General features: G+C 73.0%; 11 protein-coding genes. 5 read left to right on the forward strand and 6 right to left on the reverse strand.

Translation table 11 applies throughout. From position 1 onward, the window contains the following. Nucleotides 1-86 precede the first annotated feature (86 nt). Complete coding sequence (locus tag ACZ67Q_RS27715; RefSeq protein ID WP_471187316.1) at nucleotides 87-881, forward strand: metal-dependent hydrolase; 795 nt, start codon at nucleotides 87-89, stop codon at nucleotides 879-881. 80 nt (nucleotides 882-961) lie between these two features. Here ACZ67Q_RS27715 and ACZ67Q_RS27720 read toward each other — a convergent pair whose 3' ends face one another. The 4 genes from ACZ67Q_RS27720 to ACZ67Q_RS27735 all read right to left on the reverse strand — a co-directional run bounded on the left by ACZ67Q_RS27720 (nucleotide 962) and on the right by ACZ67Q_RS27735 (nucleotide 6,028). Continuing rightward, entirely contained in the window at nucleotides 962-1,216 is a 255-nt protein-coding gene (locus ACZ67Q_RS27720) for a type B 50S ribosomal protein L31 (protein WP_471187320.1), read from the reverse strand. 78 nt (nucleotides 1,217-1,294) lie between these two features. Further along, complete coding sequence (locus ACZ67Q_RS27725) at nucleotides 1,295-1,765, reverse strand: DUF5709 domain-containing protein (protein ID WP_471187323.1); 471 nt, start codon at nucleotides 1,763-1,765, stop codon at nucleotides 1,295-1,297. A gap of 592 nt (nucleotides 1,766-2,357) precedes the next feature. Beyond that, a complete protein-coding gene (locus ACZ67Q_RS27730; RefSeq protein WP_471187326.1) occupies nucleotides 2,358-4,139 on the reverse strand; it encodes an ABC transporter ATP-binding protein in 1,782 nt (593 codons plus the stop codon). Then, on the reverse strand, nucleotides 4,136-6,028 hold the full coding sequence (locus ACZ67Q_RS27735; protein WP_471187329.1) for an ABC transporter ATP-binding protein: 1,893 nt from the start codon (nucleotides 6,026-6,028) through the stop codon (nucleotides 4,136-4,138). The genes ACZ67Q_RS27730 and ACZ67Q_RS27735 overlap by 4 nt, the downstream gene beginning before the upstream one ends. A gap of 207 nt (nucleotides 6,029-6,235) precedes the next feature. On the opposite strand from ACZ67Q_RS27735, the gene ACZ67Q_RS27740 reads away from it, so the two are divergent. Together ACZ67Q_RS27740 and ACZ67Q_RS27745 are read left to right on the forward strand one after the other, a co-directional pair. After that, nucleotides 6,236-6,976 carry a L,D-transpeptidase family protein gene (locus ACZ67Q_RS27740; protein ID WP_471187332.1) on the forward strand — a complete coding sequence of 247 codons (741 nt, stop codon included), beginning with the start codon at nucleotides 6,236-6,238 and terminating at the stop codon, nucleotides 6,974-6,976. Between the two features lie 113 nt (nucleotides 6,977-7,089). Next, entirely contained in the window at nucleotides 7,090-8,766 is a 1,677-nt protein-coding gene (locus ACZ67Q_RS27745; protein ID WP_471187335.1) for a peptide-N4-asparagine amidase, read from the forward strand. Between the two features lie 15 nt (nucleotides 8,767-8,781). Here ACZ67Q_RS27745 and ACZ67Q_RS27750 read toward each other — a convergent pair whose 3' ends face one another. Beyond that, nucleotides 8,782-9,231: a MarR family winged helix-turn-helix transcriptional regulator gene (locus ACZ67Q_RS27750; protein WP_471187337.1), complete on the reverse strand. Its 450-nt coding sequence runs from the start codon at nucleotides 9,229-9,231 to the stop codon at nucleotides 8,782-8,784. Between the two features lie 172 nt (nucleotides 9,232-9,403). Here ACZ67Q_RS27750 and ACZ67Q_RS27755 point away from each other — a divergent pair, with 172 nt between their 5' ends. Together ACZ67Q_RS27755 and mltG are read left to right on the forward strand one after the other, a co-directional pair. Continuing rightward, a complete protein-coding gene (locus ACZ67Q_RS27755) occupies nucleotides 9,404-11,251 on the forward strand; it encodes an ABC transporter ATP-binding protein (RefSeq protein ID WP_471187340.1) in 1,848 nt (615 codons plus the stop codon). Between the two features lie 52 nt (nucleotides 11,252-11,303). Next, nucleotides 11,304-12,224 carry an endolytic transglycosylase MltG gene (gene mltG / locus ACZ67Q_RS27760; protein WP_471187343.1) on the forward strand — a complete coding sequence of 307 codons (921 nt, stop codon included), beginning with the start codon at nucleotides 11,304-11,306 and terminating at the stop codon, nucleotides 12,222-12,224. A 24-nt stretch (nucleotides 12,225-12,248) separates the two neighbouring features. Here mltG and ACZ67Q_RS27765 read toward each other — a convergent pair whose 3' ends face one another. Next, nucleotides 12,249-13,334 carry an NAD(P)-binding domain-containing protein gene (locus tag ACZ67Q_RS27765; RefSeq protein WP_471187346.1) on the reverse strand — a complete coding sequence of 362 codons (1,086 nt, stop codon included), beginning with the start codon at nucleotides 13,332-13,334 and terminating at the stop codon, nucleotides 12,249-12,251. Between the last annotated feature and the right edge of the window lie 77 nt (nucleotides 13,335-13,411).

The following is a 13,411-nucleotide window of genomic DNA, read 5'->3' on the forward strand; positions in this document are numbered from 1 at the left end:
CGACCGCTACGCTGTGTCGCCGACGGAACGTCATCGCGCCCGCTCAACTGCACGGCGCGAGAAGAGGAATGGGGCGGGCAACGGCCATGATGGGACCAGCACACTCACTGTCGGGCGCCGCGGCCTGGCTCGGCGTCGGTGCGGCGGCCGCCGCGGCCGGGCATCCGATGCCCTGGCCGGTGGTGCTCTCGGGTGCGCTGATCTGCGCCGGCGCCGCGCTCGCACCGGATCTGGACCACAAGGCGGCCACGATCTCCCGGGCCTTCGGTCCGATCTCGCGCGGGCTGTGCGAGATCGTCGACAAACTGTCGTACGCGGTCTACAAGGCGACCCGCAAGCAGGGGGACGCGCGCCGCTCGGGCGGCCACCGCACCCTCACCCACACCTGGCTGTGGGCGGTCCTGATCGGCGCGGGCACCTCGGCGCTGGCGATCACGGGCGGCCGCTGGGCGGTGCTGGCGATCCTCTTCGTCCATATGGTGCTGGCGATCGAGGGGCTGCTGTGGCGGGCGGCCCGCGGGTCCAGCAGCGACGTGCTGGTGTGGCTGCTGGCCGCCGCGAGCGCCTGGATCATCGCCGGGTGGCTGGACAAGCCGGGCAACGGCTCCGACTGGCTTTTCACGGCGCCGGGCCAGCAGTACCTGTGGCTGGGACTGCCGATCGTGCTCGGGGCGTTGGTGCACGACATCGGGGACGCACTGACCGTCTCCGGCTGCCCGATCCTCTGGCCCATCCCCTTGGGCCGCAAGCGCTGGTACCCGATAGGGCCGCCCAAGATGATGCGGTTCCGGGCCGGCAGCTGGGTCGAGCTGAAGGTGCTCATGCCGGCGTTCATGCTGCTCGGGGGAGTGGGCGGGGCGGCGGCCCTCAACTTCATCTGATTCATCTGAGCGGTCCGAGCCGGTCGGGCCCGCGTCATCGGCCCTGCGACCCTGTTGTGCCGCCGCCCGGCAACGCGCCGCTAGGAGGCCTCGCCGCCGCTGTAGCGCCGTTCGAAGCGGGCGATGCGGCCCTCGGTGTCCACGGTGCGGGCCTTACCGGTGTAGAAGGGGTGGCTCTCGGAGGAGATCTCGACGTCCACCACCGGGTAGTTCTCCCCGTCGTCCCATTCGATCGTCTCGTCGCTGGTCGCGGTGGACCGGGTCAGGAAGGCGTAGCCGGCGGCACGGTCGCGGAAGACGACCGGATGGTACTCGGGGTGCTTGTCCTGCTGCATGGCGGCTCCTCGGGGTGGGCGTGCGGGGGTCGGGGGAGGCGGGGCGCGGCGGCGCGGGAGCCGGCCGGGCCGCGGGGGTCAGCCGGAGAGGGCGTCCTCGTCGACGATGTGCATCGCGGCCTCCTCGGCGGAGGCGGCGGCGCCGTCGATCCCGACGTCCGAGGCGACCAGGGCGGCCTCATCGTCCTCGTGTGCACCCTCGTCCGGGGCGACGAGCCGGCCGGAGCGGACGGCACCGACCTCGTTGTCCAGCGGCTCGCCGTCGGTCCCGTCGGTGTCGCCGATGCCGTCGCCGTCGGGCACCGGTGGGTCCGGCAGCTCCTCGGCCAGACGCTGGTCGAGGGTCTCGCCCGCATGGCGCTCCGCGGCTGTCACGCCGGTGTGCTCCACCGCCCAGGGCCGCTCCGGAGGGGACCAGCCGCGGTCCAGCGGATCGTCGACGCCGTCGTACTCCAGGGTGTCCTCGGAGTCGAGCACGCCCGTGTCCTCCCGCTGGTCGGACGCATCGGGCTGGTAGACGTCGTCTCCCCATCCATCGGCGCTGTTCACGGGTACCTCCTGGGGGTGGGGACGGGCCCGCTGTTACGGCGGCCGGTCGTGGCCCGCCGGGGTGCGGGACACAGGCCGCGTACGGCACGAGCCGGACGGTCCCCGGGCCTTTCCCTAGCCGGTGCCGCTATCCAGCGTTCCACCCCCGCTTGCCACCGCGCAACGGCAGACGCCTTCCCGTCGGGCCGCGTGGGCGACACCGACCGGGCGCGGACCCGGGCTCACCCCGGCCCGCGGCGCCCTCGAACGGCAGGGTCACCCGTGGGCCGGTCGTCCGGCGTCCGGCGGCGGTGGCCGCCCTGGGCGCCAGGGCATCCCTGGGCCCGTCGTCCCCCGGCCCCCCCCGCGCAGATCAGCCTTCCCACGCCTGCTCGGGTCAGCCGTGCCACGACCGCACCGGTCAGTCGTACCGCGACTGTGTCGGTCAGCCACGGCACAGCGGCACCGGTCAGCCGTACCACGACGGCACCGGTCAGTCGCATGGCGACTGTGTCGGTCGGCCACGGCACAGGGGCACCGGTCAGCCGTGCCAGGCCTGCTCCAGGCAGCAGCGGCACGCCTGCTCGGTTCAGCCACGGCACAGGGGCACCGGTCAGCCGTGCCACGATCGCCACAGCGCCGCGTATGCGCCGTCGGCGGCGACGAGGGCGTCATGGCTGCCGAGCTCGCTGATACGGCCGTTCTCGACGACGGCGATGACGTCGGCGTCGTGCGCGGTGTGCAGCCGGTGCGCGATGGCCACGACCGTGCGTCCGTCCAGCACCCGGGCCAGGGACCGCTCCAGATGACGGGCCGCACGCGGGTCGAGCAGGGACGTCGCCTCGTCGAGGACCAGCGTGTGCGGGTCGGCCAGCACCAGACGGGCGAGCGCGATCTGCTGGGCCTGCGCCGGGGTGAGCGCGAGTCCACCGGAGCCGACCTCGGTGTCCAGGCCGTCCTCCAGGGCGCGGGCCCAGTCGTCGGCGTCGACCGCGGCCAGGGCGGCCCACAGTTCGGCGTCCTCGGCGTCGGTGCGGGCCAGCAGCAGGTTGTCGCGCAGCGAGCCGACGAACACATGGTGCTCCTGGTTGACCAGGGCCACGTGGGAGCGGATCTGCTCGGCGGGCATCCGGGACAGTTCCGCGTCGCCGAGGGTGATCCGGCCGGCGCGGGGCCCGTAGATGCCGGCCAGCAGCCGGCCCAGGGTGGACTTGCCCGCACCCGAGGGACCGACCAGCGCCAGCCGGGTTCCGGGCGCCACGCGCAGCGACACCTGGCGCAGCACGTCCACGCCCTCCAGGTAGCCGAAGCGCACCTGGTCGGCGTGCACGTCACGGCCGTCCGGGGTCAGCGACGGGTCGCCGGCGTCCGGTTCGATGTCGCGGACGCCGACCAGCCGGGCCAGCGACACCTGGGCGACCTGCAGCTCGTCGTACCAGCGCAGGATCAGGTTGACCGGGTCGACGAGCATCTGGGCAAGCAGCGCGGCGGTCGTCAGCTGACCCACCCCGATCCATCCCCGCAGCACGAACACGCCGCCGATCATCAGGACCGAGCCCAGCACGGTGACGTGCACGGCGTTGATCACCGGGAAGAGGATCGAGCGCAGCCAGAGGGTGTACCGCTCCCACGCGGTCCATTCGGTGATCCGCTGCTCCGACAGCGCGGTGCGGCGCTGGCCCAGCCGGTGCGCTTCGACGGTGTGCCCGGCGTCCACCGTCTCCGCCAGGGCGGCGGCGACGGCGGCGTACCCGGCGGCCTCGGAGCGGTAGGCGGACGGTGCCCGGCGGAAGTACCAGCGGCAGCCGACGATCAGCAGCGGCAGCGCCAGCAGCACGGCCGGCGCCAGCGGTGGCGCGGTGACGACGAGGCCGCCGAGCAGCAGCACCGTCCACATCACGCCGATCGCCAGCTGGGGTACGGCCTCGCGCATGGCGTTGGCCAGCCGGTCGATGTCGGTGGTGATCCGGGAGAGCAGGTCGCCGGTGCCGGCGCGTTCGAGCACGCCGGGCGGCAGGGCGACCGAACGGACGAGGAAGTCCTCACGCAGGTCCGCCAGCATCCGCTCGCCCAGCATCGCGCCGCGCAGCCGTACCTGCCGGACGAACGCGGCCTGCACGGCGAGGGCCACGACGAACGAAGCCGCGACGCGGGTGAGATGCAGGTCCGCCGTCTTCTGCGAGACGCTTTCGACGAGGTCGCCCAGCAGCCACGGGCCCACCATGGAGGCGACGACCGCGACCGTGTTGACCCCGATGAGCAGCAGGAAGGCGCGGCGGTGCCGGCGGAACAGTTCAGCCACGTAGGCGCGGACGGTGGCGGGGGCGCCGACGGGCAGGGTGGTCGCCGTCGTCGGGGCCGCCGGGTCGTACGCCGGTGGCGCCACGCCGATCATGCGGTCTCCTCGATCTCTCGCAGTTCTTCCAGCACGTCCAGGTCACCCTCGAGCGTCGTGCCGAGGGCGCCGAGGGCCTCGGTCTCGTCGGCGGTCTCCCGCGTCACCACCGCCCGGTACCGCGGCTCGCCGTGCACCAGCTCCCGGTGCGTCCCGACCGCCGCGACCCGGCCCTCGTGCACCAGGACGACCTGGTCGGCACGGTCCAGCAGCAGGGGAGAGGAGGTGAACACCACCGTGGTGCGGCCGGCGCGCAGCCGGCCCACGCCCTCCGCGATCCGCGCCTCGGTGTGCGAGTCGACGGCCGAGGTCGGCTCGTCCAGGACGAGCACGTCGGGATCGGTGACCAGGGAGCGGGCGAGGGCGAGGCGCTGGCGCTGGCCGCCGGACAGGGACCGTCCGCGTTCGGTGATGCGGGCGTCCATCGGGTCCGCCGCGTCGAGAGACCCCTGCACCAGCGCCTGGAGCACGTCGTCGCACTGCGCGGCCGTCAGCGCGGCCCGCGCCGAGACGGCACCGGAGGACGGCACGTCGAGCAGCTCGCGCAGGGTGCCGGACAGCAGCACCGGGTCCTTGTCCTGCACGAGCACGGCCGTACGGGCGGCGGCGAGCGGGAGTGCGTCCAGGGGGACGCCGCCCAGCCGTACCGACGGGCCCTCCTCGGTGGCGTGCCCGCCGAGCCGTTCCGCGAGCCGGCCCGCCACGTCCGGGTCGCCGCACACCACAGCGGTGAGCCGGCCGGCGGGAGCGGTCAGGCCGGTCGCCGGGTCGTGCAGATCACCGGCGGCCGGGACACGCGGATCACCGGTCGCCGGGGCGCACAGATCACCGCTGGACGGGACGTGCGGATCCCCGGTGGGCAGGTCGGGGGTGCGTGATCCGCCCGCGCCGACGGCTCGCTCCAGGGACAGCACGCGGGCGGCGCGTTTCGCCGACGGCTTGGAGAAGGAGTACGCCATGGCGATCTCCTCGAAGTGCCGCAGCGGGTACGCGAGGACCATGACCGAGCTGTAGACGGTGACGAGTTCGCCGACGGTGATCCGGCCATGGCGGGCGAGGTGGACGCCGTAGGCGACGACGCCGATGAGCAGCAGGCCGGGCAGCAGCACCTGCAGGGCCGCGATCAGCGACCACATGCGGGCGCTGCGCACGGCGGCGCGGCGGACCTCCTGCGAGGCGCGGCGGTAGCGGCGCAGGAACAGCTCCTCGCCGCCGATGCCGCGCAGCACACGCAGTCCGGCGACGGTGTCCGAGGCCAGTTCGGTGGCGCGCCCGGCCTTCTCGCGTTGCTCGTCCGCGCGGCGGGTGGCCGCGGGCAGCAGGGGAAGCACGGCCAGCGTGAGCACCGGCAGGCCGATCGCGACGGCCACACCGAGCGCGGGCTGGTAGACGGCCAGGCCGACGCAGACCGCCACGACGGTGAGCGCCGCCGCGGTGAACCGGGACACGGCCTCCACGAACCAGCCGATCTTCTCCACGTCCGCGGTGGACACGGTGACGACCTCACCGGCGGCGACTCGCCGGGTCAGCGCCGCGCCCAGCTCGGCGGCCTTGCGGGCCAGCAGCTGCTGGACGCGGGCGGCGGCCGTGATCCAGTTGGTGACGGCGGCCCGGTGCAGGAAGGTGTCGCCGAGCGCGGTGGCCGCACCGCACAGGGCGAGCACCCCGCCGGCCCACGCCAGCCGTGCACCGGAGCGGTCGACGACGGCCTGGACGGCGAACCCGACGCAGAACGGCAACGCGGAGACGGCCACGAAGTGCACCAGACCCCAGGCCAGCGCCTTCGCCTGACCGCCCAGCTGGTTCCGGCCGAGCCACCACAGGAATCGGGGCCCCGAGCGCACGTCGGGCACGCCCGGGTCGGAATACGGAAGGTCGTGAATCTGCATGACGTTCCCAGTGGCTCGTGTCAGGAGGCGGATGGTCGCGGAAGGGACGGTGACGGGCGGCGCGGCATGCCGCAGCGGGCGGCCGGCGGGCGGCGCAGCAAACCGTGACAGGTTGACGTCACAGCGTGGTCGGAATCAAACGGTTTTCCACGCCGGCGAACACCCCCGGCCACGGGGCCCGCACCACGGCGGTGCCATCATGGACCGATGCGAGACAGCGCCAACGGAGTGATACGGCGTACGACGGCGGCGACCGCCGCAGTGTGCGCACTGGCCCTCGGAACGCTGACCGCGTGCGGCGGTTCGGGAGCAGGCGGCGGCCATGACGCGAGGTCAGGCGCACCGGCCGCCCGGCCGAGCGGGGACCCGACCCGTATCCCCGGAGTCGGTGACCGCCTGCGGCGCCGTATTCCGGCCGATTCCCGCCAGGTGGTGGCGGTCTACGGCGACGGCAAGGACGCGCCCGGTGCCACGGTGGTCCTGTACGACCGGCGTGGTTCCGTCTGGGAGCGGGTGCGCAGCTGGCCGGCGCACAACGGCAAGAGGGGCTGGACACTCGACCATCACGAGGGCGACAACCGCACCCCGGTGGGTGTGTTCACGCTCAGCGACGCCGGCGGGGTGCTGCCCGACCCCGGCGCGAAACTGCCCTACAGCCGCTCCGCCTCCTTCGCCGCGCCGCACACGTGGGGCAAGAGTGCCTGGCACGACTTCGACTACGTCATCGCCATCGACTACAACCGGGTCAAGGGCACCTCGCCGAACGACCCGACCCGGCCGCAGGGGGAGAAGAAGGGCGGCAGCATCTGGCTGCACATGGACCACGGCAGCGGTACGTCGGCGTGCGTCACGTTGTCCCAGACGGCCATGGAGTACCTGCTGCGCACGATCGACCCGGCGCGTCATCCGGTGGTCGTGATGGGGGACAAGGCGGATCTGCTCGCCTAGGGGGCGTCTCGCCCATCGGGCCGGGCTCCCTGAGACACCCCGCCCCCTGGGACCCGCCAAAGGCACCGAGGCCCCATTGCGGGGTGGCCCCGCACCCCGTAGAAAGACCGGCCATGAGACGTCGGATCATCATGTCCATGCTCGCCGGAGCGACCCTCGTGGCGAGCACCCTCCTCTCGGCGGCCACCCCCGCAGGCGCCGTGCAACCCGCCGGCCAGCGTGCCGCGCAACCCGTCGGCCAGCGTGCCGCGCAGGGCGTCGTCGGCGCAGCCCAGAACCCCGACGTGCCCGCCGAGTTCGGCACCGACTGGCACGACCCGGTCACCGCCGCCCCGCCCGTCACCCGGCCGCACTCCCGGTCCTGCCAGGTCACCCTCGCCGAGACGCAGTTCCGCGACTTCACGCCCTACCGGGGCCACTACGCCCCGCCCGCCGGGTGCGGGTACCGCTGGAGCAAGGTCGTGCTGCGGCTCGAGGGCAAGGTCAAGGGGCGGCAGTTCGACCGGCTGGGGTATCTGCACGTCGGCGGGGTCGAGGTCCTGCGCACCTCGACGCCCGAGCCCTCGCCCGACGGCATCACCTGGTCGGTCGAGAAGGACGTCACGCGCTACAGCGACACCTTCCGCAGCGCACAGGACGTCGAGATGCTCATCGGGAACGTCGTCGACGACACCTACACCGGCGTCATCGACGTCAAGGTGACCCTCACCTTCTACACCGGCGCTCCCGCCGAGCGTGCCCCCGACCGCGTCCTCACTCTCACCGACGGCACCACGCTCACCACGCCGCGCAACAGCGAGCGCGTCCTCGCCGAGGTGTACGCGACCGGCTCGGGCGGCGGCTGCGAGGAGTTCTGGTATCTGACGGTGCCGGACGCGGCGCCGTACTCCTGCAAGGCGGGCGAGGGGCCCTACCGCGAGGTGCAGATCTCCGTGGACGGGCAACTGGCCGGAATCGCCGCCCCGTTCCCGACGGTGTGGACCGGCGGCTGGTCCAACCCCTTCCTCTGGTACGTCGTTCCCGGCCCGCGCGCCTTCGACGTCAAGCCGATCACGTACGATCTGACGCCGTTCGCCGGTCTGCTCGACGACGGGCGTCCGCACCGCGTGGAGGTGTCCGTCGCCGGGGTGCCCGCGGGGCAGGCCGGCTGGAGCACGCCGGTCAACGTCCTCGTCTGGCAGGATGCCGGGAAGGCGCAGCTCAGCGGGGGACTCACCGTGCACCGGGTGGGTGACCTCGCCAACTCCTCGGTCTACACGCCCGGTTCCGAGCACCGTGTGGACACCCGGGGCGGTCACCGCCTCACTGTCGCCGGCTACCTCGACACCTCGCACGGCCGGGTGACGACCACCGTCGACCGCGTCCTCGCCAACACCTCCGCGCACCGCTGGAACGACGGCGAGACCCTGGACGGCCTGGACGCGACCTGGACGGACGACGAGACTGCGACCGTGGACGGACGCGGGCCGTCCCGCACCACGCGCACCCGCCGGACGTACACGATGAACGGCACCATCACGATCGGCGCGGACGACCGGCTGCGCACCGTGCTCACGATGGGCGACCGTGCCGCCGTGGACGACAGGCGCGGCGGACGGCGGACGGCGTGGTCCCGGTTCGACGACACCTACGCCGGGGACGCCGCGTACACGATGAACGTGCCGCGCGACCAGCGCCACGCGGTCGGGACGAGCCGCGAACGCTACCGGCTGCACGGCTCGGACGGCTGCTACGACAAGACCCTCGTGACCCGTCAGGGGGTGCTCGTGGAGGACGGCGACGGCTGCTGAGCCAGGGCCCGGCCGTCAGCAGCGCTCCGCCGGCCCGCCGTCGATCAGCGTGTCGAGCAGATCCCCGAACACCTCGCGCTGTTCCTTCGTCAGAGGGGCCAGGATCTCCTCCGCCGCCGAGCGGCGGGCCGTGTGGAGCTCGCGGAGCGTCGCGCGCCCCTCGTCCGTCAGTTCGATACGGGTCACCCGGCGATTGGCCGGATCCGGGGCCCGGCGCACCTGGCCGCTTCCCTCCAGGGCGTCCACGAGCGTCGTGACCGCGCGCGGGACGACCTCGAGGCGCTCGGCGAGGTCGGCCATGCGCGGCGGCGTGCTGTAGTGCGCGAGGGTGCGCAGCAGGCGGGACTGGGCCGGAGTGATGCCCAGGTCGCGCGCGTGCAGATGGCGCTTCTGGATGCGGTGCACCCGGCGGGTGAGCCGCAGCAACTGCTCGGCGAGCAGGCCGTCGGAGTCGGGCGAGGTCATGCGGGAACAATATCAGGACGTAGTTCATTGTGAGTTTAGGTAACAATGAGCTATGGTCCGTCCGGCCGGTGGTGGTGCCGTGCGCTGTGCCGCACGCGCACCGTCCACCCCGTGGCACCGTCCACCCCGCCGGGCCCCGCCGGCCCGCCCGCCCCACACTCCGTAGGAGCCCATGCACCCCGATCACGCCCCCTCCTGGACCCCACCCGCCGACGCGGCGTCGCAGCCCCGGCAGGTCCGCCGGATCCTGCGCCTCTTCCGCCCCTACCGCGGCCGGCTCGCCGTGGTCGGCCTGCTCGTCGGCGCCTCCTCGCTCGTCTCGGTCGCCACGCCTTTCCTGCTGAAGGAGACCCTGGACGTCGCGATCCCCCAGGGACGCACCGGGCTGCTCAGCCTGCTCGCCCTCGGCATGATCCTCAGCGCCGTCCTCACGAGCGTCTTCGGTGTGCTGCAGACCCTGATCTCCACCACCGTCGGCCAGCGCGTCATGCACGACCTGCGCACCGCCGTCTACGGCCGTCTGCAGCGCATGTCGCTCGCCTTCTTCACCCGCACCCGCACCGGCGAGGTGCAGTCCCGCATCGCCAACGACATCGGTGGCATGCAGGCGACGGTCACCTCCACGGCCACCTCGCTGGTCTCCAACTTCACCAGCGTCGTCGCGACCGTCGTCGCGATGATCGCCCTGGACTGGCGGCTCACCGTCGTCTCCCTGCTCCTGCTGCCGGTGTTCGTGTGGATCAGCCGCCGCGTCGGCAAGGAGCGGCGCAAGATCACCACCCAGCGTCAGAAGCAGATGGCCGCCATGGCCGCCACGGTCACCGAGTCCCTCTCGGTCAGCGGCATCCTGCTCGGGCGCACCATGGGCCGCTCCGACTCCCTGACCGCGTCCTTCGCCGAGGAGTCCGAGGCTCTCGTCGGCCTGGAGGTGCGGTCCAACATGGCCGGCCGCTGGCGCATGGCCGTCATCACGATCGTCATGGCCGCGATGCCCGCCGTCATCTACTGGACCGCCGGTCTCGCCCTTCAGACGGGCGGCCCCGACGTCTCCATCGGCACGATCGTCGCCTTCGTCTCCCTCCAGCAGGGGCTGTTCCGGCCGACCGTCAGTCTGCTGTCCACGGGCGTGCAGATCCAGACCTCCCTCGCGCTCTTCCAGCGCATCTTCGAGTATCTGGACCTTCCCATCGACATCACCGAGCGCGCCGATCCCGTCCATCTCGACCAGATCAAGGGCGAGGTCCGCTTCGAGGACGTCACCTTCCGCTACGACGGCAAGGAGGAAAAGGGAAGCGAGGGCGGCGAGCAGGGCAAGGGCGGCAGCACCCGTCCCGTCCTCGACGGCGTCGACCTCACCGTCCCGGCCGGCGGCAGCCTCGCCGTCGTCGGACCGACCGGTGCCGGCAAGTCCACCCTCGGCTACCTGGTGCCCCGGCTGTACGACGTGACCGGTGGCCGGGTCACCCTCGACGGCGTCGACGTGCGCGATCTCGACTTCGACACCCTGGCGCGGGCGGTCGGCGTCGTGTCCCAGGAGACGTACCTCTTCCACGCCTCCGTCGCCGACAACCTCCGCTTCGCCAAGCCGGACGCCACCGAGGACGAGCTGCACGCCGCGGCGCGCGCGGCGCAGATCCACGACCACATCATGTCCCTGCCCGACGGCTACGACACGGTCGTCGGCGAGCGTGGCCACCGCTTCTCCGGCGGCGAGAAGCAGCGCCTGGCCATCGCCCGCACCATCCTGCGCGACCCTCCGGTGCTCATCCTCGACGAGGCGACCAGCGCCCTGGACACCCGCACCGAGGCCGCCGTGCAGCAGGCGATCGACGCCCTGTCCGCCGACCGCACCACGGTCACCATCGCCCACCGGCTCTCCACGATCCGCGGCGCCGACCAGATCGTCGTCCTCGACTCCGGCCGGGTCGCCGAGCGCGGTACGCACGACGAACTGCTGGCACGCCAGGGGCGGTACGCGGCCCTGGTCCGCCGGGACGCCCGTCTGGAGCCGACGAGCTGACGCCCGGGAGGGTTTGCCGGGTTTGTAGTGGTATGCGGGTTACCGTGCCCGCATGCAGATGAACACTCGGCGACGCAGGACGGGGAGCGCGAGGGCGGCGAGGGGCCGGAGGAGCGCCGGGGGCGGGACGAGCGGGGCAAGGACGGGCAGCGGGAACACCGGCGGAGCCATCCGGCTGACCCGTCGCGGCCGTCTCGTCCTCATCGCCGCCGGAGCCGTCGTCGCCGCAACGGCCGTGGCGGTGCCGTTGCTGATCCTGGGCGGCGGGACGGGCCGGACGCCGACCCTGGTCGTCCCCGAGGGCTGGCGTGCCGCGCAGGTCTACGACGCCGTCGACAAGGCGCTCGCCCTGCCGCCCGGCAGCACGCGCAAGTCCCTGGCCAAGGCCCGTCTGAAGCTGCCGAGCGATGCCGGCGGCAACCCGGAGGGCTACCTCTACCCGGCGACGTACCCGCTGGGCGACAAGGGGACGACGCCGGAGCAGGTGCTCGCGACGATGGTGGACACCGCGAACCGGAAGTTCAACGGCGCCCCCGTCGCCGCCGGCGCCCAGCGCAACGCGATGAACGCCTACCAGGCGGTCACCATCGCCAGCATCGTGCAGGCCGAGGCCGCGACCAAGGAGGACATGGGCAAGGTGGCCCGGGTCGTCTTCAACCGGCTGGAGCGGGGCATGCCGCTGCAGATGGACTCCACCCTCAACTACGCGCTGGGCCGCTCCACCCTGCGCACGACGACCGCCGACACCCGCCTGGACAGCCCCTACAACTCCTACCAGCGCATGGGTCTGCCGCCCACCCCGATCGACAACCCCGGTGCGGACGCGATGCGGGCGGCGATCAACCCGCCGCCGGGCGACTGGCTGTACTTCGTCACGGTCAAGCCCGGCGACACCCGCTTCACCGCCGACTACGCCGAACACCAGCGCAACGTCGCCGAGTTCAATCGCGCGCAGCGGGCCGGCGGGCACTGAGCGACCGGGGCCGGCCCCGGCACCTCAGGCCGCGACGGGCTCCGCGTCCTGCCGCGCCAGCAGCCGCCGGATGTCCCGTACGGCCGCGCGTCCGGCCCGGTTCGCGCCGATGGTGCTGGCCGACGGGCCGTAGCCGACGAGGTGGATCCGGGGATCGGCGACGGTGCGCGTGCCCTCGACGCGGATCCCGCCGCCCGGCTCGCGCAGCCGCAGCGGCGTCAGGTGGTCGATCGCCGGCCGGAACCCGGTCGCCCACAGGATGACGTCCGCCTCCACCCGCCGTCCGTCCCGCCACTCCACGCCGTCCGGGGTGATCCTCTCGAACATCGGCTGCCGGTCCAGGACGCCGTCGGCGATTCCCTGCCGTATCGCGTCGTTCAGCGGCAGGCCGGTGACCGACACCACGCTGCGCGGCGGCAGCCCCTGCCGCACCCGTTCCTCCACCAGCGCGACCGCCGCGCGGCCCGCTTCCTGGTCGAAGGGGCCCTCGCGGAACACCGGTGGCCGCCGGGTGACCCAGGTGGTGGCCGCCGCGTAGGGGGCCAGCTCCAGGAGGTGCTGGGTGCCGGAGGCGCCCCCGCCCACCACCACGACGCGCCGCCCGGCGAACCACCGAGGGCCCGGGTACTGCGCCGTGTGCAGTTGCTGCCCGCGGAAGGTCTCCTGGCCGGGGTAGTGCGGCCAGAACGGCCGGTCCCAGGTGCCGGTGGCGTTGATCAGCGCGCGCGTCGCCCAAACGCCGTCGGAGGTCTCGACGAGCAGCCGCCCGTCCGCCCCCTCCCGTACGGCCGACACCTCGACCGGGCGCCGTACCCGCAGATCGAAGGCGCGCTCGTAGGCCGCGAAGTACTCGCTGATCACCTGCGACGACGGCCGCTTGGGATTCGCGCCGGTCAGTTCCATACCGGGCAGCGCGTGCATCCCGTGCACCTTGCCGTACGTCAGCGACGGCCACCGGAACTGCCACGCGCCGCCCGGGCCGGGGGAGTGGTCCAGCACCACGAAGTCCCGCTCCGGTGCGAAACCGGTGCGGCGCAGGTGGTAGGCGCTGGACAGGCCCGCCTGCCCGGCGCCCACGACGACTACCTCGACCTCGCGCAGTTCGTTCACGTTTCTACTAACGCCGGGACGGTGGTGGATCTTCCCCGGACGGACCGGGTGCGTGGACCTTCCCGCACCCGGGTATG

Source organism: Streptomyces sp. NPDC036813, from assembly GCF_055609245.1.